Genomic DNA, 21,433 nt, shown 5'->3' with positions numbered 1-21,433 from the left:
GAATAAGCCCGGCGTTAAATACGGCAGCTTATTATTCTCCTTTCCCTCTCCCACGTGAACCATGACACGGCGGTCCGGGATTCATTTTGAACCGGAGATGGAATGGGCAGGTCTTTTCTGGAGGTAATTTTTTCTTGTTCATGTTCAAGCTTTCCTCCCATTTTTTTCCATTCCTGTGCTTCCTGATGGCACAATTTTCTCTATCCCTCGCAAAAAAGGTGGAATACGATTTATATGTCCAGAACGCTCCGGTCAATTTTACCGGGGTCACGCGCCCGGCCATGACCATCAATGGGAGCATTCCCGGCCCCACCCTGCATTTTACGGAGGGGGATACGGCCGTGATCCGCGTGCACAATATGATGGATACGGAGACGTCTTTCCACTGGCACGGCCTGCTGGTGCCCAATGACCAGGACGGCGTGCCGTACCTGACTTCCGCCCCCGTGAAGCCCCACACCACGCATACCTATACTTTCCCCATCATCCAGAACGGCACGTACTGGTACCATTCCCACAGCGGCCTTCAGGAGCAGAGCGGGCTGTACGGCGCGTTCGTCATCCGCAAAAGGCCCGGCGCCCCGGCACGCAGGATGGAGGATGCCCTGCCGGAGTATACGCTGGTGCTGAGCGACTGGACTAATGAGAATCCCAACGAGGTCAACAGGAAGCTTCACACGGGTTCGGACTGGTTTTCCATCCGCAAGGGGAGCGTGCAGAGCTACTGGGAGGCCCTGCGCGCCGGCTACCTGGGAACCAAGCTGACCAGCGAATGGAAGCGCATGAACGCCATGGATGTGAGCGACGTGTTTTACAACCGCTTTCTTCTTAACGGTACTCCGCAGGCTTCCCTGCCCCGGCTGAAGGGCGGAGACCACATCAGGCTGCGCATCGTCAACGGGGCTTCCTCCACGTATTTCTGGCTGAGGTACGCGGGCGGAAAAATCCGGGTGGTGGCCAGCGACGGCAAGGACGTGGTTCCCGTAGATGTGGACCGCATGATTATTGCGGTTTCCGAGACTTACGATGTGATCCTGACCGTGCCGGAGTCTGGCAAATCCTTTGAGTTCCAGGCGACGGCGGAGGATACCACCGGCTCTTCCTCCCTGTGGCTGGGCCATGGGGAGAGACAGCCGCTGCGCCCCTTTCCCAAATTGAATTACTTCAAGAATATGAAGCAGATGAACGGGATGATGACCATGGGCGGGAATATGAAGATGATGAAGATGAATTCCGGCCCCATGCCCCACCAGATGCATCATCATGGCATGTCCGGCGGCATGCCGGACTCCCATTCCAGAAACATGGGGATGACGGGCATGAAGTCCGGCTCCTCCCATGGGGGAGACCACGGCAGCATGCAGGAGGACGGGGAGGGAACCACCCTAACGTATGACATGCTGAAGTCCCCCTCCCGCACCAATCTCCCTTCCGGCGTGCCCGTGAAGGAACTGCATTTCATGCTGACCGGGAATATGAACCGCTATGTGTGGAGCATGAACGGGAAGACTCTTTCAGAGACGGACCGCATCATGATCAAGGAAGGGCAGAATGTACGCATTATCCTGACCAATAATACCATGATGAGGCATCCCATGCACCTGCACGGCCATTTTTTCCGGCTGGTGAACAGGCACGGGGATTTTTCACCGCTCAAGTTCACGGCGGATATCCAGCCCATGGCCACCCAGGTGATTGAGTTCAATGCTGCGGAGAAGACGCGCGGCAACTGGTTTTTCCACTGCCATATCCTGTACCACATGATGAGCGGCATGGGCCGCATTTTCACGTATGAGGATTCTCCGCCCAATCCGCAGCTTCCCCATCCCATGCGCGCGCTTCAGCACGTTTATGATATGGACCGGATGTGGTACTTGACCGTGAATAATGATTTCGCGTCCAATGGGAACATAGGGGACCTGGAGTTCGGGGGCACCCGCTGGAGCATCCAGGGAGAGTGGCAGATAGGCTACAAGGATACCCGCGGTTACGAGGCGGAGGGACGGTTTGGAAGGTACATTGGAGAGAAGCAGTGGCTTTATCCCTATATCGGCGTGGATTGGACCTACCGCAAGGGGGAGGCGGGTGAACGCAACATGTTCCGCCAGACCACCAGGAAGGACCGGGAAGTGGACGGCACCCTGGGCGCCCGGTACACGCTCCCCCTGTTCCTGATTGCGGACGCGCGCATTGACACGGACGGGAAGGTGCGCCTGCAATTGGAACGGGACGATATTCCGCTTACCTCACGCCTGCGCCTGTCCTTTTCCCTGAATACGGACCGTGATTATTCCGTGGGGCTGCATTACATCCTGACCTCCCACCTCAGCATTTCCACCAATTATGATAATAACCTGCACTGGGGCGTGGGCCTGATGCTGACTTATTGAACGTTTTCCCTCGATTTTCTCCTGTTCCATCCGGGCAATCCCCTGTAGCATTCCTTCATCATGTCAGAGATGATGAATTGGCAACAGCTTTTGTCCGATATTCGGTGTGGTTCATCGCACCAGAGCACCACACGTTCGCAAAAGGAACGGAATGAATATGACAAGGATTATGGACGCGTTTTGTTCTCCAGTGCTTTCCGCCGTCTTCAAGACAAAACCCAGGTCTTTCCGCTGGGACGCAATGATTACGTGCGTACCCGCCTAACGCACAGCCTAGAGGTCGCCCATATTGGTTCCTCCCTAGGCATGCGGGCGGGTAATTTGCTCCGTAAAAAACGGAAAGAACTTAAATCCATCATTGAACCTTCCAAACTGGCCACAATCGTTTCCACCGCCTGCTTGGCCCACGACATCGGCAATCCGCCTTTTGGCCATTCCGGGGAGGACGCTATTGAGACCGCTCTCAAACGGCACGATCTGGAGCTGCCGTTTGAAGGGAACGCCCAAGGATTTCGCATCCTTACCCGAACAGGCGACCCGATGGAAGGCAAAGGCCTGAAGCTAACGTCAGCCGTCCTGGGTGCTTTCATGAAATATCCCTGCACCCAATCCTATTCCGCAGCCGTCGAACAAGGCTGCATAACGGCAATCAACAAGCTCGAATGCAAAAAATTCGGTATTGGGGAACAGGAAAGGGAAGCTGCTTCCTTCGTGGCAGACCATCTGGGGCTGATTCCTCGTTCCGCTCAGGATGGAAAAAACCTTTGCTGGTGCCGCCATCCCCTGGCGTATTTGATGGAGGCGGCAGACGACATTTGCTACCGCATTGCAGACATTGAAGACGGTTATTTTTCCGGGATTCTAGATTTCAACCATGTTAGAAAGTTATTCAGTCCCTTTCTAACAAAAAAGGAACTCCAATATATGAAAGATTTGATCCAAAAAAAAGAAGAATCTTCCTGTGTTCACTACATGCGAGCTCTTGCCATCAATAAAAGCATCGACGCCGTCGTGAAAACTTTCATAATGTATGAAGAAGATCTTCTCCAAGGGAAGATGGCAAAGTCTCTGATTGAAACCTCAAAATTAGCCGACAGTTTGAAAAAACTGTATGATGATGCAAAAGAGAATGTGTACCAGAGCTGGGAAGTGATTCAAGTAGAGGCAATGGGGTATAAAGTACTAGGTGAACTGATCGACTTTTTCATGGAATGGGTAAACAATCCAACTTCTGGACAATCTAAAAAAGTAGCTATTCTGCTTCAAGCAGCCAAAGTTTTCAAGGATAATGAAGGGAGGGAAGCTCGGGAAGCACGCCTAACACACATGCTTGATTATATCTCCGGCATGACGGATTCCTTTGCCCTGGAGACCTACCGGAAATTGACCGGAATTCTGTAATTCCCGCCGCACTCCGTTGTTCAAAAGGCGTTCAGACCGGTCCTCCGGCCGCCTCAGGCGCAGGATGTCCTTGGAAAAGTGGCAGGGCCTTTCTTTTTCCGGAGCAGGGAACAAAAAAGGCTGCCCCACCCGGGGCAGCCGTCCTTAACACAATGATCATGGATTTCTCCACTATTTCATGAAGTTGTTAAAAGCAGAAGTTGGTCTCTATGTTTTTCAGGCGTTCCCTGACGGCCTCCGGAACGGCTTCCTTTTCCTCCTGCGTATTGTAGGGGCCGGAGTACAGGACTTTACCGGAGGCGTCCGTCACATGAACGGTCGTGCCCGTCTGGGAGCTGGAAGACACCACGATGGTTCCATTGGCATCCGACATCTGGACGGAAGACGAGCTCTGCCCTCTGCCGGAAACCTTGCCCATGGGAGGCATGGGCATCTGGTGGAGCCCCTGCAGGCTCCGGAGCATTTGGGCCGCCCCGGGCGTCAGGTCCATCCGGCTGATGATGTCATCCATCCGGGAATCATCAATGGCGGAGTCCTTCAAAAAATCATCCATCATCTGCTGCATGTCCAGAATGCGCTGCGGAAGAGCGGCCCGTCCGGCCATTCCTGAGGGTGGTGCCATTTGGCGCCGTACGGAGGGGACCACGCGCGGCTGTGTGCGGGGGTCTCCCTGGGCCGCGAGTATTTCCTCAGCGGAAAGCGTTCCTCCATCCAGCGTGATGTCCGCCGTTTCCCGCTTGCCCTTGCGGTAGAAAACCGCCGTGACCTTGTCTCCCGGCACTTTGTCAGTGAGGGCCTCCGTCACGGACTGCGGACCGGACAGGGAGATGTCCCCCAGTTTGACAATGACGTCATTTTCCTTGAGTCCGGCCTTGGCGGCGGGGCTGTCCGGCATGATCCGGGTCACCAGCACTCCGGGGAATCCGCTCAGCTCCAATTGGGCCACAACCGCCTGCGGCACCGTACCGGGCACAATGCCCAGCCTGGCGGGCCTGGAGGAGGGGAGAGGCTTGGTCTGCGGGGTATATGGCGTCAGGGGCGGAGGTTGAAGGGGGTCCGTACTTCCGGCGGGCCGGTCAATGGAATATCCGGAGCCCGAACCTATCAGCAGTCCCAATGTCAGAAAGATACAGGTTTTCATATCCATGTGAGATAATATACAGCATCCGTCCGTGCAATGTTCAAAATTTACACATTTTTTTTACAGCCGCCCCTTCCCATCATGGAGCGCCGGAAAAAACCGCAGAAGGAAGCGTCACGGAAATAAGGGAGCCGGACCTCCAGGCGGGAAGGCTCTTTTTCCAAACGGGGCCTCCGGAGGCGTACTCACCTGTTGCTTCAGTTGCCGCAGAGGACTGCGGCCTTCCTGACTGCTCCCGGGCGCAACGAGTATCATGTGAACAACCGGGCAATACCCGCTTATGGCCGCGCTGGCGGGAGCAGGAGATTCCGGCCTGCGCAATATCACAGACGGCAAACGGAAATAGAAAATTCCTCCACTGCGCTTAGACGGCAGCCTCTCAGTATTCCTTTTCAGGAAGAATCCTGCGGATGACGGCGGGGGCGATCACAGGCACGCGTTCATCACCACCCTGCAATTCAAAAAGGGTAGGCTTCCGCAGTTCCCGTTTTTCTCCGGGGATCATCGGCGCCTGCGCCTTTTCAACCCCGGCTTCCACGCCGTTCCCTCCGGCTACCGTGCCGCCGGGCGGCACCAGCGTATTCTGGACAATCAGAACGGCTCCCACGGCGGCGGCCACGGAAATGCCGGAAATATAGACCAGCCGGCGCCACAGGGGCATTTTTACCGTTTTTTCCCGCTTCACTTCTCCGGCATAGTCCATGGCACGGGCCATTTTGCACACGGAGAATTCCAGGATGGACGAGGCGGAAAGCCTTTTCAACCGGGTTTCCATTTCACGCTCGGATTCAGCGCACATCAGGGAACAGCACTGTTCCCGGTACAGGACCCTCGCGGGAGAAGGGCGTAAACGTTTCAACAGGGATTCCATCTCACGGATTTCTTCATCAGAGATTTCATCATGCCGGAGGCGGGCATTCAGGGGAAAGATTTCCTCACACCTTCCGGCCAGGCGGGAAATCAGTTCATCGGATACGGGAAGGGGCTGCATGGCTGCAGTACCGCCGCTTTCCTCCCCTGCGGCGGATGATGTTGTTTCATGTTTCATAAGAGTGGAGCGGCATTAGAGTTGGTCTTTTTTGTTTCTCAGCGCCTTGCGGAGCAGGTCGATTCCATAGCGGTACCGGCTCGCCACCGTGTTCTGTGAGATTTCCAGCGTTTCCGCAATTTGCTGAAAGGTTTGTTCCCCCCATATTTTCAGGACAATGACCTCTGAGAATTTGGAGGGGAGCTTCTTGAGCTGCATTTCCATGAACTGTTTGAGTTCCTCGTCCGCCGCGGCGCTGGAAAACCAGGGGTCCGCATAAACATCCCCGTCCTGTTCGGCGGCGCAGGCTTCATCCTCCCTTTTCTGGCGCCGGTCGGATTTGCGGCCATAGTCCACCGCCAGACGCCGGATGGAGGCAAAGACATAGGAAAGCCATGCCTCCTGCCCTCCCACAAATTCCCCGGAAGCTTCTTTCCGGGCCAGCCGTACCAGGGCATCCTGAAGGATGTCTTCCGCATCTTCCGGAGAACGGGACTGCTGGCGGGCAAATAGCAACAGTTGAGCGACGTACCTCCGCAGCCATTCATCCCAGCTCAGCAAATGGCTGTCTTCTTCTTTCACTTCCTCTTCCCTGATATAGGCGGACGTATTCATTTCTGCATGTTCGGTTCCTTCATCTACCATAGCGCAGCAAGTTCATTTTTTTGTTTAAAATAAAAGATGGAATATAGTTCTCTTCTTCACGGGAAGAGGGGAATGCCTTCCGGAACAGGGGTTATTTCCCCTTATTGATTACTTTCTGCATATTGCCGATCCATGGCTCCAGCTTCTTGGCCGCCTGGGATTCCGGGTCGGCGTCACGGGCCATTTTCAGATATTCCAGGGCCTTGGGATAATTGCGCTCCAGCGCATACCCGTCACTGACGTATTTGGTTATTTCCAGGCGGATCGCCGGCAGAATGTCCTGCTTCTCCAGCATTTGCAACGCTTCCTCCCGGCCCGCGCGGATTTTTTCTGCGGAAAAGGGGCCCGCATACTTTTTGTAAAACCGCTCCATCATGAGCCGTTGCGCCGCCATGGTTACGGCTTTTTCTGCCTTTCCGGCAAATCCGTATTGGTCTTCCGGGTCCAGGACGGAGATTTCCGCGATTAATTCCTTTTGATAAGGCTGCAAGTCCTCCGGAAGCAGCTTGAGGGCCTGAACCAGTTTTTCCAGTTTTTCCTTTCCTTTCAGCGCGCTGGCCGCAGCCACGGCTTCTTTCAATTTCAGCCTCGTCTCTCCGGCAGCTTCCAGTTTCTTCAAATATTCCTCCACGGTCCTGGAGGGCCCCACTATTTTGGCATAGGGAGCGCCATTCCCCTCCATCATCAGGACGGAGGGAAACACGGAGATTCCGTAACGGCGCATTAATTCCTCATGAAACTTGAGCTTTTCCGGGGGCATTTTCCCCTCTTTCCTGGGAAAATCCAGCTCCACCAGCATGAAGTTATTGTCTTCCGCGTATTTGGCGAAGGCCTCCGCATCAAAAATATTTTGGCGCAGATAAATACACCCCGGGCACCAGTCGGAGCCGGTAAAGTCAACCAGCACCGGCTGCCCGCTTTTACCGGCTTTCTCCAGGGCCTTGTTCCAATCCGTCTCCCAGACGGGAGAAGCGGAACAAATCACAGCAGAAGCCAGGGAAAGAATGCCAAACGCAGGAATATATGAATTCTTCATCTTGTGGGCATCATAGCACCCTCCCTGCCCTTGTCATTCTTTTTCAGATATTCCCGCAGCCGGAATGCCGCGCCTTCGGGTTCCCTACTGCTGTGAACGGCGGCGGATGTCCTGGCTCAGGCGCATGGCGCAGAAGTCCGGACCGCACATGGAACAGAAGTGGGCCTTTTTGGCGTTGGCATGCGGAAGCGTCAGGTCGTGGTAGGAACGCGCCTTCTGCGGGTCCAGGGAAAGGTTGAACTGGTCCTCCCAGCGGAATTCAAACCTGGCCTGCGCCAGCGCGTTGTCCCGCCACTGGGCGGAGGGGTGCCCCTTGGCCAGGTCCGCGGCGTGGGCCGCCAGCTTGTAGGTGACTACGCCTTCCCGCACGTCCTCCCGGTCCGGAAGGCCCAGGTGTTCCTTCCGCGTCACATAGCAGAGCATGGCGCAGCCGCGCTGCCCAATGATCGCGCCGCCGATGGCCCCGGTGATGTGGTCATAGCCGGGGGCTATGTCCGTCACCAGCGGCCCCAGCGTATAGAACGGGGCTTCCATGCACCATTCCAGCTGTTTGCTCATGTTCTCCGCAATGAGGTGCATGGGCACGTGGCCGGGCCCTTCATTCATGACCTGGACTCCCGCCTTCCATGCGCGCATGGTCAGGTCCCCCTGCACTTCCAGCTCCGCCAGCTGGGCAAAGTCATTGGCATCCGCCACGGAGCCGGGGCGCAGTCCGTCCCCGATGGAGACGGCAATGTCATAAGCCGCCAGAATGGAACAGATTTCATCCCAGTGGGTGTAAAGGAAATTCTCCTGTTCATGAATCATGCTCCACTGCGCCATGATGGAACCTCCGCGGGAAACGATGCCCGTCATGCGCCGGGCGGTGTGGTTCACGAACCTGAACAGCAGGGCGGCGTGCACCGTCACATAGTCCACGCCCTGACGGGCCTGTTCCAGAAGAGTGTCGCGGAAGATTTCCCAGCTCAGGTCCGCCACCTTGCCGCCCACCTTTTCCAGCGCCTGGTAGATGGGCACGGTCCCGATGGGCACGGGGGAGTTCCTCAGTATCCATTCCCGGGTGGCGTGAATGTTCTTTCCGGTGGAAAGGTCCATCACGGTGTCCGCCCCCCAATGGATGGCCCAGCGCAGTTTTTCCACTTCTTCCTCAATGCTGGAGCCCAGGGCGGAGTTGCCGATGTTGGCATTGATTTTTACCAGGAAGTTGCGGCCTATGGCCATGGGTTCGCACTCCGGATGGTTGATGTTGGCGGGAATCAGGGCGCGTCCGGCAGCAATTTCATCCCTGACGAATTCCGGCGTAAAATAAGCGGGCATCCGGCAGCCGTTCCGGCGCTCCGGCGCGTGCTGGTGGTCCAGGCGGTCACGGGCCACCATGCTGGACGGGCCGAACCCCTCCCGCGCTTCCAGCTCGGAAGGCCGCGGCATCATCGTCAGTTCATCCAGTGCGGTCTGGGCCTCTTCCGGGCGGCTCTTTTCACGGGGGTAGCGGTCATATACCGCTTTGAACGCCTGTTCCCTGCCCAGATTTTCCCGGATGGCTACAAATTCCATTTCCGGCGTAATGACGCCCTGGCGGGCGTAATGCCGCTGAGTCACAGGCGTGCCCCCCGCAGCCCGGAGGCAGCGGCCCTGTTCCGTTTCAACCTCCTCCACATCTCCGCGGGCCCGTATCCAGGCGGCGCGCAGGGCCGGCAGCCCCTGCTCCGCCGTTCCTTCATAAGCTTCATCCCCCCACGGGCCGGAACAGTCGTAAACGCGCACGGGCGCGTTTTCATGGGTGGCGCCGTCAGGCAGCAGGGTGTCGCTCAGGAGGACTTCCCTCATGGGGACCTGCACGTCCGGATGCAGATGGCCCGGAACATAAATGCGGCGGGACCCGGGATAGGACAATTTGGCGGTATCGTTCATGGCATGGTTGCTCTGTTCAAGTACCGGCAACGGGGGAAAAACAAACTCCGCACAAAACGGGCACGCCCGCTTGATCGAACTCCCTGCGGCGGAATTATCCGCATCAGGTTTGAAGGGTTCCGCGCAGACGGCATGCCGCCGCGCAATCTCAGCCTTTATATTGTCTGGCACCCCTGCCGAACTTGGAAGAAAAGTACCACGGCATCCGGCGGCATCCAAGCGTTTTCCTTCCTTCCGTGCTTTAAACCGGAAAAAGAAAGACCTTTTTTCGGCTCGTCAGCTCGGGGAAAATGGGATAAAAATTTTTTACAGGCCCATCAGGCCGCCAAATGCAACCTTCCTCCCCCCACGGGGTTTATACAAGGGAATTTCATGGACGAAGCACAACACATGCCATCCGCCGAACCGGACGAGGACGCCCAGCTGATGCTGAGAGTCAGGAATGGCGACGCTTCCGCCATGGAAATGCTGGTCCGCAAACACCAGAATTCCGTGTACGCCACCGTGGCCCGCATGCTGAACAATGGGCCGGAGGTGGAGGACATCGCCCAGCAGGTTTTCATCCGCGTCTGGAAAGGAGCCGGGAATTATGAACCCTCCGCCCGGTTCACCACCTGGATGTTCACCATCCTGCGCAATCTGGTGTTCAATGAAGTGCGCCGCCAGAAGCGCAAGCCCACCACCTCCGCGGACGCCATGGAGGAGGAAGGCGGCATGACCGTGTTTCTGGAGCCCTCCCAGGCTCCGGATGAGGCCCTGGAGCATACCGAACTCCAGCGGGCCGTGGATAACGCCATCGCTGCCCTGCCTGAAAAGGCGCGCCTGGCCGTCCAGCTGCGCCGCTTTGAAAACATGCCTTACGAGGAAATAGCCCGGACGCTTGACATGACGGTTCCCGCCACCAAAAGCCTGCTGTTCCGCGCCAGGAACATGCTGAAGGACGCGCTGGCTTCTTTTCTGGAGTGACCGCCGGGAAACAGGAAAACGGGGTTATCCAGGCAAAGCTTTTTTACAAGGCCCGGAACCTCTTGTTCCCAAGTAGCGCGGCCATCAGGAAACACAGTGAAGGAACACATTGCCGCGGCCTGAAAAAACACCGCCGCATGGGAGCGGGGGTTTTGGAGGAAGTCCTGCCCAAGGACCACCGCCACAAAAACGGGCCGCTCCCGGAAGGAAACGGCCCGTAAACGATTAACGGGAAGCGGCGTCAGCGCGCACTGCCCGCATTGAGAACCTCCTTGTACGGGATTTTCAGGAAGTTCAGCGCCCCCTGGGATTCATACAGCACGCCCACGTGGTTTTTATCCACGGGAGCCAGGCAGGAATAGCCCCAGCCGTTGCGGGCGTCGTAAAGGAGCCACTTGTCCTCCGGCCATGAACCGGCGTCATCCGTGGAAGCCTTCAGGGTCATGTGGGAACGCCCGGAGGTGGTGTTGGGGTTGGAGAACAGGACCACCCTGCCCGCGCCCGGCACTCCGTCCACGGCAAGCAGGCTGCCCTGGCAGACGGGTTCCCTCAACTGGGGAGTGCGGTTGGTGGGGTGTTTTTCCCATGTTTTGCCCAGGTCCTTCGTAACGCCCACCACGCGGGAGCCGCCCCAGTTGCAGCGGGCATTGATCATGATGGAGCCGTCTTTCAACTCAATCACCTGGGCTTCCGTCGTCTGCTCATTGACGCCCGTGCCGCAGTGCCAGGTCTTGCCCTGGTCCTTGGAATAAACGATGGTGGACCACGGCACACCCTTGCCGTCCCAGTACTGGGCGGCAAAGACCAGCGTGCCGTCCTTCATGCAGATGCCGTTGCCGGGGCCGTTGAACAGAATGCGCCAGTCCTTGTCCTTGGTCTGTTCCGTAATGTTGATGGGCTTGGACCAGGTAAGGCCGTCGTCATCGCTGTACGCCAGCGCCAGCTGCCCGCAGGCATCCGGGGAATTGTCTCCGGACTTGCTGCCCCAGATGGAGTGCTTGTGGCTCCAGAGGGCGGCTGCCCAGACGCGGCCGGTCTTTTCATCCACCAGAATGGCGGGGTCCCCCACGCCGTTGGTAGCGCCCAGGGAGGGATCAATCTTGGAATCGTCCATGGCGATCTTGACGTCGGACCAGGTGCGGCCTCCGTCCGTGGAGCGGCTCACGCCCACGTCAATATTGGCCGGCAGGTCGTTGGAACGGTCATAGCGGATATCATACACAGCCAGAAGGGAACCCTTTTTCGTCCGGACCAGGCCGGGAATGCGGTAGAATTTGGAATTGAAATCCCCGTGCTTCACTACGGCAACGCCGATGCGCTGCGCCACCGGGGCGGCATTGGCCACCTTCATCAGCTTGTTCCCCGCCACAACGCTGGCCGGGCGCACCACCACCCTGCCGTCCAGGGAGGCGCCTTCCTTCATCGTCACGCAGGCCCACAGGTAATTGTCGCCGGGATCCAGCTCCAGTTTCCCCTTCACGGGAACCTGGGGCTTGGAGGCGCCGGAAAGCTTCACCGTGCCCAGTATCTGGGAGGCATCCACCTGGAGCGTCTTCTCTCCCTGGAGAACGGGAGGTGCCTCGTCTCCCCGCATCACCGTCACGGATTCAATGTCGGAAAGCTTCGTCGTGCCCGTGAAATCCAGATTGACGGCCGTCAGGAACTGCGGATTGAGGCAGCCGTCCGTTTGAACCTTCAGGGAAAGAACGGGATTGCACGGAATGCGCACCATCACCGGATAGGCGGAAGAAGCCATCTCCACCTGCGGATTCACCTTCATGGGAATGCTGGGCACGATGAACAGGTCATCCAGCCTCAACCCCTTGTTTTCCGGAGATGTCAGCTTGAACACCAGGGAGCGCGTTCCGGCGGGGACATGGGTCTTTATCTTGGTATTGAAGCCGCCCGTCCTGATGTCCTTGCCGTCATAAATCTTCTTTTCCCCCTTGGGCCCTACGGCCACAATGGAGAATTCAAAGGGGGCCTGCCCAGTCCAGCGCTCCGCCCAGGCGGACAGCAGAACTTCCTTGGACGGGGTATCCTTCAAGTCCAGCTTCAGTTCGGTATCCTGGCCGCCGAACATCCGCAGGGAAGATTTCCCGGATTTTCCTCCTCCCCCGATTTCCGCCACCCCGTCCCGGCAGGACATGGAGCCGTACTTGGTGGAAAGCGTCGTAAACTTGCCGTGTTTGGCCTGCTCAAAGCTTTCCGTGCCGCGGGCGGCGGGAACAGACATGCCCAGGGCACACAGCAGGGCAAGCCCCGTTAATGTATTCAAAGATAAACGCATCGTATTTATGGTGTGTTTCGCAGGACAATACGCAACGAACCGGAACAATCTTGCCCGGAGCTGCGTCATTGCCAGCCCGTTTCCTAACACACGCTTTTCCGCCGCGTCCAGCCTTGCCTGGGAGGCATGTAGAAAGACCAGTCCTCAACCTTCCGTTTTTCCACTGGAAGGAACCGCCGGCTCTATGGAAATCACGGGACGTTCCGGAAAGGAGCTGGAATCCCGGTGCATGTAGTAATGGGACCAGTGAAGGACAACCTTGTCCCCCGGCTTCAGGGCGGCTACCTTTTTCAGGATGTCCGCCCCCTGCAGGATGGGCTTGTGCGCCGGATTAACGTCAATCATCAACTGCTCCTGCTTTTCATCCCCGTACTTGCCGGGTTTCTGGTAATCCAGATACTTGATAATCCGGAAGGCGGCGAAATCCTTGGCGTGGTCACACTTGTCCGGACAGAGGGAGGTAAGGAACCTGCACTTGCGGTGAATAATACCCGTAAACTCCGCCTCCGCCACATGGTCTGACAGCAGTTCTCCGGACGGCAGCGTCACGCCGCTTTTTTCATCCGTCTTTTCCGGATTGGCGACGGGGGAATCTTCCGCCTGAACGCCCCAAAAACCGGCTAGCCCAAGACAAACGGCAAGAATGCACTTCTTCATCAGCCCATCCTTAGCCGCCTCGGAAACAGGAGTCAAGGAGAAGCCGGGTCTCCCGTGAACGCTGACAGGATATCCCAACCCAAACATACCGCTTTGTTTTATTTGTCAACATGTTGGATGATTTCTAGACTCTTTTCCGTTTCCAGATTGACGCACCGCCGTCCTTGTGAGAGATTGACAAAAGCAATATGGACAAAAACCGTACCTCTACCGTGCCGATCGTTCCCAAACAGTACCGGCTGCCGTTCTTCATGCTGGTCTCCTGTTTTGCGCTGTGGGGCCTGCTGAACAACATGACGGACAACCTGGTCCCGGCATTCAGCAAGATATTCATGATCAACGCTTCGGAATCAGCAGGGGTGCAAATCTCCTTTTACGGGGCGTATGCGGTGCTTGCCATTTTCGCGTCCATCCTGCTGGAGGAATTCTCCTACAAGGCCGGCGTGCTCATCGGCCTGGGGTTCTACATGATCGGCGCGCTGTGCTACATTCCCGCCGCCATCGGGCAAAGTTTTGACATTTACCTGGTAGCCATCTTCGTGCTGGCGGGCGGCCTCTCCATTCTGGAAACCACCTGCAACCCGTTCGTCCTCTCCATGGGGTCCCAGGAGACGAGCGTACGCCGCCTGAACTTCGCCCAGGCCTTCAACCCAATCGGCTCCCTGACGGGCATCTTCCTGGCCAAATACTTCATCCTGGCGCACTTGAATGATGCGGACATGGACACCCGCAAGGCCATGGACCCGGAACAACTGAACGCCATCGTCAGCGACGAGCTCTTCTGGGTGTGCGTTCCCTATGTGGGCCTGGTCGCCATCGCCGCCGTCATCTGGTTCTTCTTCTGCCGCTACAAGTCCGACGATGAAAGCGTGCCCACCCAGGAAAACACGCAGCCCCTTTCCTCCAAGCTCGGCCGCCTGGGCCTGTGCGTCGCTTTCATCCTCATTCCCTTCCTGTTCCAGTACTACTCCACCTTTGAATTCAGCATGGTGCAGCAAATCCTGATCATGATGATCGGGCCCATCGCCTTCCTGCTCATCATGCCGGACTACCGCTGCCAGCTCATGAAGCTGGTGAAGCTGCCGCGCTACTTCTGCGGCGTGGTGGCCCAGTTCTTCTACGTGGGCGTTCAGATCGCCGTCTGGACATGGACCATCAAGTACATCATGTCCGTCTTCCCCGGCATGCAGGAAGCGGCGGCCTCCAACTACTACATCTTCTCCATCGTCCTGTTCATCGCCTGCCGCGCCATCACCACGGCCCTGATGAAAAAATTCAACCCGGCCAACATGATGTCCCTCTTTGCCATTGCGGGCATCCTCTGCTGCCTGGGCACCATGTACCTGCCCAAGGAAATCTCCGTCTGGACGCTGGTGGGCATCTCCGGCTGCATGTCCCTGATGTTCCCCACCATTTACGGCATCGCCCTGCGCGGACTGGGTTCCGAAGTGAAGCTGGGCGCCGCGGGCCTCATCATGGCCATTCTGGGCGGAGCGGTCATCACCCCGTACATGGGCTCCTTCATTGACAACACCACGGTGAAAAACCAGGTGGCCTACTTTGAATCCATTGACCGCCCCCTGATCGCGCAGGCGGAAGCAGCGGACTCCCGCAAATCCGTCTCCGGCGCCATGCTGGCCCTCTACAAGATGTCGGAAGCCAATCCCGCGGGGGGGGAAGAACAGGCCAAAGCCGCCGCCAAATTCCAGAAAAACCTGGATACCTTCCTTTCCCTCCATACTCTGGACGGGGAAGCCTTTGACCAGGCGGCCAAATCCCTGCCCGGCTGCTCCGGCCTCAAGCCGGAAGAACTGGCGGTCTTCAAGGCCAACCTGGACCGCCTGCCCGCCCCCGCCGGGAGAGAACAGCAAATTCAGCAATTCTCCCTGATTCCGGCGCTCACCACGCTCTCCGGGAACCAGGCCGAGGTACTTGGCAACCTGATTTCCGACCCCCTGGACATGAAGCAATTCCAGACGGCCCAGGAAAACTTTGTGGAAAAAGCGGTGCGGTCATCCTTCTTTATTCCCATCATCTGCTTCGCCGTGGTACTAATTTACGGCTTCTTCTTCCGCAACACCCATTTGAAAAAGGAAGAGGATGCGCCTGCCCAGGCCTGAACCAGCTTCACATCACCTACGCAAGATATGAAAACAGCATTACCAACCATCGGTATCCGCCCCACGATTGACGGCCGCCGCCTCGGCGTCCGGGAATCCCTGGAAGATCAAACCATGAACATGGCCAAGGCGGCCGCGGCTCTCATTGAGGCCAACATCCGCCACGCCTCCGGCGAACCCGTCCAGTGCGTGATCGCAGACACCTGCATCGGCGGTCCGGCGGAAGCCGCCGCCTGCGCGGACAAGTTCAAGGCCAACAACGTCGGCGTCTCCCTGGCCGTCACGCCCTGCTGGTGCTACGGCAGCGAGACCTTTGACATGGACCCGTTCACGCCCAAGGCCATCTGGGGCTTCAACGGCACGGAACGCCCCGGCGCCGTGTACCTGGCCGCCGCCCTGGCCGGACTGAACCAGAAGGGGTTCCCCGCCTTCTCCATTTACGGAAAAGACGTTCAGGACGCTGGGGATACCTCCATTCCGGAAGACGTGGCTGAAAAAATCCTGCGCTTCTGCCGCGCCGGCCTCGCCGTAGCCACCCTCCGCGGCAAAGGCTACCTCTCCATCGGCGGCTGCTCCATGGGCATCGCCGGCTCCATCGTGGACCAGTCCTTCTGGGAAAACTACCTGGGCATCCGCGTGCAGGCCGTGGACATGACGGAAGTGCGCCGCCGCATGGACCAGAAGATTTACGACGAAGCGGAATTCGACCTCGCCATGCAATGGGCGGACGCCGTCTTCAAATTCGCCGAAGACAAGAACCGCCCGGACCTGAAGCTGGACGAGGCCGGACGCCGCAGAACCTTCAAGGAAAGCGTGCTGATGGCCATGATCTTCCGGGACATGATGCAGGGCAACCCCAAGCTCAAGAAGATCGACCGCGAAGAGGAATCCCTGGGCTACCAGGCCATCGCCGGCGGCTTCCAGGGCCAGCGCCACTGGACGGACTTCTACCCGAACGGAGACATTGCGGAAACCCTGCTCAACTCCACCTTTGACTGGAACGGCCCGCGCGCGCCAATGCCCTTCGCCACGGAAAACGACTCCCTGAACGGGGCCTGCCTCCTCTTCGGCTACCTGCTCACCGGACAAGCCAATGTCTTTGCGGACGTGCGCACCTACTGGAGCCCGGAAGCCGTGAAGCGCGTCACGGGCTACAAGCTGGAAGGCCACGCCAAGGACGGCATCATCCACCTCATCAACTCCGGCTCCGCGGCCCTGGACGGCTGCATGGCCTGCACGGACAAGGACGGCAAGCCCGTCATGAAAAAGCACTGGGACGTGACCCCGGACGACGCGAAAACCATGATGGAACAAGCCGTCTGGTGCCCCGCCAACCGGGAATACTTCCGCGGCGGCGGCTACTCCGTCCACTACGTCACCAAGGGCGGCGCGCCCGTCACCATGATGCGCCTGAACATCGTCAAGGGCCTCGGCCCCGTCCTCATCGTGGCGGAAGGCTGGTCCGTGGACCTGCCCGCCAAGGTGCACAAGACCCTGGACGAACGCACCGATCCGGGCTGGCCGACCACCTGGTTCGCCCCGCGCCTGACCGGCAAGGGAGCCTTCACGGATGTCTACAGCGTCATGGCCAACATGGGCGCCAACCACGGAGCCTTCACCTACGGCCACATCGGTTCCGACATCCTGACGCTGGCCTCCATGCTGCGCATCCCCGTATACGCCCACAACATCCCGGACGACCAAATCTACCGTCCCTCCGCCTGGGGCCTCCACGGCACCGCGGACCCGGAAGGCGCCGACTTCCGCGCCTGCGCCAACTACGGGCCATTGTACGGAAAATACTGAAAACGAAAGGTAACAGTTAATAGGTAATAGTTAACAGCTTCGGATAAAACATGGCAGAAAGTCTCGTTTCCGCTAAAAGCTTTTCTTTCGCGGTCCGCATTATTCAATTATGCAGGCACTTGAAAAAGCAGGACGTCGAGCGGGAATTGCTCAGCCAGCTCATACGTTCCGGTACGAGTATTGCCGCCAATTTATCCGAAGCTGTCTACGGGAGCAGCAGAAGGGACTTCTTTTCCAAAGCCCGCATTGCCTTGAAGGAATGTTCCGAGACGCATACATGGCTTAAACTGCTGCATGCCACCGGAAGCCTGACGGAAACGGAATACTCCTCTATCAACCAGGACTGCACGGAAATCCTTAAAATGCTCATTTCTATTAACAAAACAGCTCAACAAGCTCAACCGGATTCCTATTAACTTTTCACTATTAACTCTTAACTCATGTACTCCCTCTGCTTGGACTGCGGCGCGACGAACGTGCGCGCGATGGTTGTGGATGAACAAGGCGTCATCGCGGGGAAGGCCTCGCAGCCGAACGCCACGCTGCCCGGTGAGGAAAATCCGGAATTCCACGTCTGGGACGCGGACCGGATTTTCAAGCAGCTCTCCGAATGCGCCGTGAAGGCCCTTGAGGGCCTGGATGTGACACAGGTGCGGGCGGTAACCGTCACCACCTTCGGCGTGGACGGCGCGCTGGTGGATACGGAAGGGCGGCAGCTTTACCCGGTCATTTCCTGGAAATGCCCCCGCACGGCGGAGGTTATGAAAAACATCGGCAAGTACATCTCCCAGGAAGAGCTTGACCGTATTTCCGGCGTGGGCGCCTTTGCCTTCAACACCATTTACAAGCTCGTCTGGATCAAGGAAAACCGCCCGGAACTGCTGGAAAAGGCCCATGCGTGGCTCTTCATCTCCAACCTCCTGGCGTACAAGCTCACCGGCGTCATGGCGACGGACCGGACCATGGCCGGAACCTCCCAGCTCACGGACCTGGAAACGGGAGACTTCTCCCCCGTCATTCTGAACCGCCTCGGCCTGCGCCGCGGCCTCTTCCCCCCCACGGTGGACGCGGGGGAGACCATCGGCGTCCTCACGCCGGAAGCGGCGGCAGCCATGGGCATTCCCGCCCTGGCGGGCCTCCCCGTCATTTCCGCGGGGCACGACACCCAGTTCGCCATCTTCGGTTCCGGCGCGGACAGGGACCAGCCGGTCCTTTCCTCCGGCACCTGGGAAATCCTGATGGCGCGCTCCGCGCAGGCCCGGCTGACACCGGAGGACTACGCGGACGGAGCCACGGCGGAATTCGACGCGGAACCGGGCCTTCTGAATCCCGGCCTGCAATGGCTCGGTTCCGGCATCATTGAATGGGTGAAAGCCGCCTGCTTCCGCGGTGAATCCTACGATACCATGGATGCGGAAGCGGCCGCCATCCCCCCCGGCTGCGACGGCGTCACGATGGTTCCGGACTTCCTGGCTTCCGGGGACCGGAAAGGCTCCATCAACGGCCTGGTGCTGGGACGGACGCGCGGCCACATTTACCGCGCCGCCATGGAAGCGCTTACCTGGCGGCTGAAATCCCGCCTGCGCCGCCTGGAATCCGTGGGCGGCTTCAAAAGCGAATTCCTCATCCTGGTGGGCGGAGGCGCCAGAAACAGCGTCTGGACCCAGATGCGGGCGGACATCCTCCGGATCCCCGTGAAGGTCTCTGAAGTATCTGAAAGTACCGTGCTGGGCGCATCCATGTTTGCCTTTGCGGGCGCCGGGGTGTACTCTACGCCGGAGCAGGCCAGGGACGCCTTCGGCATCACTTACCGGACGTATATGCCGGGCCCCCAGGAAACCGCCTACGAAAATCTTAACCACTAACACGCAACTAAATATGTCAGAAGACTGGTCAATCTCCCCTCCCCTCCCGGACAAGGTGTTCCCGTGGGAAAAATACAACCCCGTCACGCGGGAGGAAGTGAACGAATTCTTCCATTCCCCTGAAATCCTGGTTATCAAGGAACGCATGTGCGACATAGGCCGCCGCCTGTGGAACCGCGAATATGTGGACGGCAATGGGGGCAACATCTCCGTGCGCGTGGCGCAGAACCTGCTGCTCTGCTCCCCCACCCTGTGCTCCAAGGGCTTCATGACCGTGGAAGACATCTGCATGGTGGACATGGACGCGCGCCAGAAGGCGGGCATACGCCCCTCCACCAGTGAGGTGAAAACGCACATCGCCATGATGAAATCCGTGGGCGTCAACTCCTGCATCCACGCCCATCCCCCGCACTGCAACGCCTTCCTGTTCGCCGGGCAGGTTCCCCCCTCCGGCATCAATCCGGAAGCGGACATCTTCCTGGGCCACATCCCGCTGGCCCCCTACGGTACGCCCGGTTCTCCGGAAACGGCGCAAGCCGTGGCGGAAGCGGCCAAACAGTCCACTGTGGTCTTCATGGAAAACCACGGCGTGATCGCCGGGGCCCGTGATGTAGAGGAAGCGGAATGGTTCATGGAAAACGCGGACGCCTACTGCCGCATGGTGCTGATGGCCGGACTGCACAAGGCCCCCCTGAACCAGGTGGGACCGGAGGGAGTGGATGACTTCCTGGCTATCCGCAAAGCCATCGGCTATGCCGTTCCGGAAAACCAGCCCCTGTACAATACGGAGACCTACGCCGGGTACAAGCTGGGCAAATCCGGCAAATAGCCTCTCCAGGCATGTTACGATTAAAGCCATGCGGGTTCCCCGCATGGCGGGCGGCATATTCGCCCTGGATAACAATTCCCGCATGTTGTTACTTTACTCCCTGGAAGGGGTCCTGTTAAACATGCACCGGAATGGTATTCCGCCTGAACCGGAAAAAGAGCTGGGGAAAAGAATTCAAGATTAATACTTCCTGAAACAATTTCATGGAAGCTACACCCTTGACGCCTGCCAACACCACCCTCATTCCTGCTGGACGCATTATCCTTCCGTCTGGGTTGCGCTGACGACGGCCGCATGGGGTCAAAAGGTGGAGCGCGGGCGGAACATGGCTGCTCATCTTTTCCATGAGCGGCTTCCTGCACCTTCTTCCGGACTGCGCCACGGGGAATATCCCTCTCCTGGCTCCGTGGTCCATGCGGCTTTACGCCCTAGCCACCGTTCCGGCGCAGCAGCACCTCTGGTGGCTGAACTTCCTGCAGCACTGGTCTTTTTTACTGGAATTGCACCTCATTGCCGCTTCCGCCTGTCTCATGGTTTCCGGGAGAAAGAAGTCGTCATCTCCATGGAAAACTCCGTTTTTCCCAGGAAAACAACACGAATGATGCGCTCCGCTTTTCCTCCTTTCCGGAAAAACGGGCAGGATGACAGCTCCCGCCGCAGACAGTTCCGCCGCCGCTGAACCGTTTAAATATTTTTTCTTCAATGCCTTGCCGTTTAAAAAACCGTCCGTGGAAGAAAACGGCCCTCTCCGCCGCACCACTCCGGTGCCATCCTCCTCCCGGTTTTCCATTCCCCTTGAATTCAGAAAAACAATATTATAAATAATTCAAATTCATCACAATTAACACCAATTTCCAATAGGGGACGGAAAAATATTTTCTGTTCACTTTCAGAAAAATTTCCGGATGGAAAAGAGCCATTCAGATAACCGCAGCAAGCGTGACACGGAAAAGAAACCTCTTTCCTTCCCGGAGGAGCACCGGGCTACATTTTTGCCATTATTGAAGCGTTTCTTCACTTTTGAATCTGCCTTAACTTGCTTCATCATGAATATTTTATGATCATATTCATTTTCATCGGATTCGCAATCCGTTCATATTTTTAACGATATAAAAATTTCCACAAAATAGATTTTTTTATTTCAAACGGTCAAAGCCGTTTAAAGAAATAACGCTTTGTGTATGAGCATCTCACGATTTCCTCTCCTGTCCCGCCGGAAAGAAGAAAAATATCCTCTTTTCCGTGGGCGCCCCCGGGAAGGAGAGGCGATTCCGTTCGCCGTCAAAAAGTTTGTCCGGCATAACTCTTTTTTAATCAAACATGAAGCCTGTCTCCGGATTGCGAATCCG

The 21,433-nt window shown here is 57.6% G+C and carries 15 protein-coding genes, 1 pseudogene and 1 riboswitch; of the genes and pseudogenes, 9 read left to right on the top strand and 7 right to left on the bottom strand.

Annotated elements, in window-relative coordinates:
- The first annotated feature begins 185 nt into the window (after positions 1-185).
- Together CXU21_RS02210 and dgt are read left to right on the top strand one after the other, a co-directional pair.
- Positions 186-2,390 carry a multicopper oxidase domain-containing protein gene (locus CXU21_RS02210; RefSeq protein ID WP_219723148.1) on the top strand — a complete coding sequence of 735 codons (2,205 nt, stop codon included), beginning with the start codon at positions 186-188 and terminating at the stop codon, positions 2,388-2,390.
- 60 nt (positions 2,391-2,450) lie between these two features.
- Complete coding sequence (gene dgt, locus CXU21_RS02205; protein ID WP_102724888.1) at positions 2,451-3,791, top strand: dGTP triphosphohydrolase; 1,341 nt, start codon at positions 2,451-2,453, stop codon at positions 3,789-3,791.
- A gap of 187 nt (positions 3,792-3,978) precedes the next feature.
- Here dgt and CXU21_RS02200 read toward each other — a convergent pair whose 3' ends face one another.
- The 5 genes from CXU21_RS02200 to thiC form a co-directional block, all read right to left on the bottom strand.
- Positions 3,979-4,932: a S1C family serine protease gene (locus CXU21_RS02200; protein ID WP_180972240.1), complete on the bottom strand. Its 954-nt coding sequence runs from the start codon at positions 4,930-4,932 to the stop codon at positions 3,979-3,981.
- Between the two features lie 379 nt (positions 4,933-5,311).
- Positions 5,312-5,980, bottom strand: a complete 669-nt coding sequence (locus CXU21_RS02195) for a hypothetical protein (protein ID WP_146016519.1) — start codon at positions 5,978-5,980, stop codon at positions 5,312-5,314.
- Positions 5,981-5,995: 15 nt separating this feature from the next.
- Positions 5,996-6,574, bottom strand: a complete 579-nt coding sequence (locus tag CXU21_RS02190) for an RNA polymerase sigma factor (RefSeq protein ID WP_257997345.1) — start codon at positions 6,572-6,574, stop codon at positions 5,996-5,998.
- A gap of 121 nt (positions 6,575-6,695) precedes the next feature.
- Positions 6,696-7,640 (bottom strand): thioredoxin family protein, encoded by a 945-nt coding sequence (locus tag CXU21_RS02185; RefSeq protein ID WP_102724886.1) that lies wholly within the window; start codon positions 7,638-7,640, stop codon positions 6,696-6,698.
- An 84-nt stretch (positions 7,641-7,724) separates the two neighbouring features.
- Positions 7,725-9,551: a phosphomethylpyrimidine synthase ThiC gene (gene thiC / locus CXU21_RS02180; RefSeq protein ID WP_102724885.1), complete on the bottom strand. Its 1,827-nt coding sequence runs from the start codon at positions 9,549-9,551 to the stop codon at positions 7,725-7,727.
- 62 nt (positions 9,552-9,613) lie between these two features.
- Positions 9,614-9,736, bottom strand: a riboswitch (TPP riboswitch).
- Between the two features lie 187 nt (positions 9,737-9,923).
- Between thiC and CXU21_RS02175 the strand changes: the two genes are divergently transcribed.
- Positions 9,924-10,517 (top strand): RNA polymerase sigma factor, encoded by a 594-nt coding sequence (locus CXU21_RS02175; RefSeq protein WP_102711450.1) that lies wholly within the window; start codon positions 9,924-9,926, stop codon positions 10,515-10,517.
- A 241-nt stretch (positions 10,518-10,758) separates the two neighbouring features.
- On the opposite strand, the gene CXU21_RS02165 is transcribed toward CXU21_RS02175, so the two are convergent.
- On the bottom strand, positions 10,759-12,807 hold the full coding sequence (locus tag CXU21_RS02165; protein WP_180972239.1) for a sialidase family protein: 2,049 nt from the start codon (positions 12,805-12,807) through the stop codon (positions 10,759-10,761).
- A 144-nt stretch (positions 12,808-12,951) separates the two neighbouring features.
- Positions 12,952-13,464, bottom strand: coding sequence for a hypothetical protein (locus CXU21_RS02160; protein ID WP_102711443.1), 513 nt, complete (start codon positions 13,462-13,464; stop codon positions 12,952-12,954).
- A gap of 188 nt (positions 13,465-13,652) precedes the next feature.
- Between CXU21_RS02160 and CXU21_RS02155 the strand changes: the two are divergent.
- From CXU21_RS02155 to CXU21_RS12285, 6 genes and pseudogenes are all read left to right on the top strand, one after another.
- Positions 13,653-15,038: pseudogene (locus CXU21_RS02155) on the top strand (sugar MFS transporter); the annotation flags it as partial.
- Positions 15,039-15,611: 573 nt separating this feature from the next.
- Entirely contained in the window at positions 15,612-17,390 is a 1,779-nt protein-coding gene (locus CXU21_RS02150) for an L-fucose isomerase (protein WP_102711439.1), read from the top strand.
- A gap of 50 nt (positions 17,391-17,440) precedes the next feature.
- Positions 17,441-17,806 (top strand): four helix bundle protein, encoded by a 366-nt coding sequence (locus tag CXU21_RS02145; protein ID WP_102724882.1) that lies wholly within the window; start codon positions 17,441-17,443, stop codon positions 17,804-17,806.
- Between the two features lie 24 nt (positions 17,807-17,830).
- On the top strand, positions 17,831-19,255 hold the full coding sequence (gene fucK / locus CXU21_RS02140; protein ID WP_102724881.1) for an L-fuculokinase: 1,425 nt from the start codon (positions 17,831-17,833) through the stop codon (positions 19,253-19,255).
- Between the two features lie 13 nt (positions 19,256-19,268).
- Entirely contained in the window at positions 19,269-20,084 is an 816-nt protein-coding gene (locus tag CXU21_RS02135; protein ID WP_102724880.1) for a class II aldolase/adducin family protein, read from the top strand.
- A gap of 344 nt (positions 20,085-20,428) precedes the next feature.
- Positions 20,429-20,686, top strand: coding sequence for a hypothetical protein (locus CXU21_RS12285; RefSeq protein ID WP_102724879.1), 258 nt, complete (start codon positions 20,429-20,431; stop codon positions 20,684-20,686).
- Positions 20,687-21,433: the final 747 nt, after the last annotated feature.

This window comes from Akkermansia muciniphila, from assembly GCF_002884975.1.
Lineage (GTDB): Bacteria > Verrucomicrobiota > Verrucomicrobiia > Verrucomicrobiales > Akkermansiaceae > Akkermansia > Akkermansia muciniphila_C.
Note: the sequence above shows the minus strand (reverse complement) of the source record. Positions and strands in the feature narration are given on the sequence as shown.

What these genes read in the sequence shown, in the direction of transcription:
- CXU21_RS02210 (WP_219723148.1), top strand. Translation starts at nt 186, where the DNA reads ATGGCACAATTTTCTCTATCCCTCGCAAAAAAGGTGGAATACGATTTA.
- dgt (WP_102724888.1), top strand. Translation starts at nt 2,451, where the DNA reads ATGTCAGAGATGATGAATTGGCAACAGCTTTTGTCCGATATTCGGTGT.
- CXU21_RS02200 (WP_180972240.1), bottom strand. Translation starts at nt 4,932, where the DNA reads ATGAAAACCTGTATCTTTCTGACATTGGGACTGCTGATAGGTTCGGGC.
- CXU21_RS02195 (WP_146016519.1), bottom strand. Translation starts at nt 5,980, where the DNA reads ATGAAACATGAAACAACATCATCCGCCGCAGGGGAGGAAAGCGGCGGT.
- CXU21_RS02190 (WP_257997345.1), bottom strand. Translation starts at nt 6,574, where the DNA reads ATGAATACGTCCGCCTATATCAGGGAAGAGGAAGTGAAAGAAGAAGAC.
- CXU21_RS02185 (WP_102724886.1), bottom strand. Translation starts at nt 7,640, where the DNA reads ATGAAGAATTCATATATTCCTGCGTTTGGCATTCTTTCCCTGGCTTCT.
- thiC (WP_102724885.1), bottom strand. Translation starts at nt 9,551, where the DNA reads ATGAACGATACCGCCAAATTGTCCTATCCCGGGTCCCGCCGCATTTAT.
- CXU21_RS02175 (WP_102711450.1), top strand. Translation starts at nt 9,924, where the DNA reads ATGGACGAAGCACAACACATGCCATCCGCCGAACCGGACGAGGACGCC.
- CXU21_RS02165 (WP_180972239.1), bottom strand. Translation starts at nt 12,807, where the DNA reads ATGCGTTTATCTTTGAATACATTAACGGGGCTTGCCCTGCTGTGTGCC.
- CXU21_RS02160 (WP_102711443.1), bottom strand. Translation starts at nt 13,464, where the DNA reads ATGAAGAAGTGCATTCTTGCCGTTTGTCTTGGGCTAGCCGGTTTTTGG.
- CXU21_RS02150 (WP_102711439.1), top strand. Translation starts at nt 15,612, where the DNA reads ATGAAAACAGCATTACCAACCATCGGTATCCGCCCCACGATTGACGGC.
- CXU21_RS02145 (WP_102724882.1), top strand. Translation starts at nt 17,441, where the DNA reads ATGGCAGAAAGTCTCGTTTCCGCTAAAAGCTTTTCTTTCGCGGTCCGC.
- fucK (WP_102724881.1), top strand. Translation starts at nt 17,831, where the DNA reads ATGTACTCCCTCTGCTTGGACTGCGGCGCGACGAACGTGCGCGCGATG.
- CXU21_RS02135 (WP_102724880.1), top strand. Translation starts at nt 19,269, where the DNA reads ATGTCAGAAGACTGGTCAATCTCCCCTCCCCTCCCGGACAAGGTGTTC.
- CXU21_RS12285 (WP_102724879.1), top strand. Translation starts at nt 20,429, where the DNA reads ATGAGCGGCTTCCTGCACCTTCTTCCGGACTGCGCCACGGGGAATATC.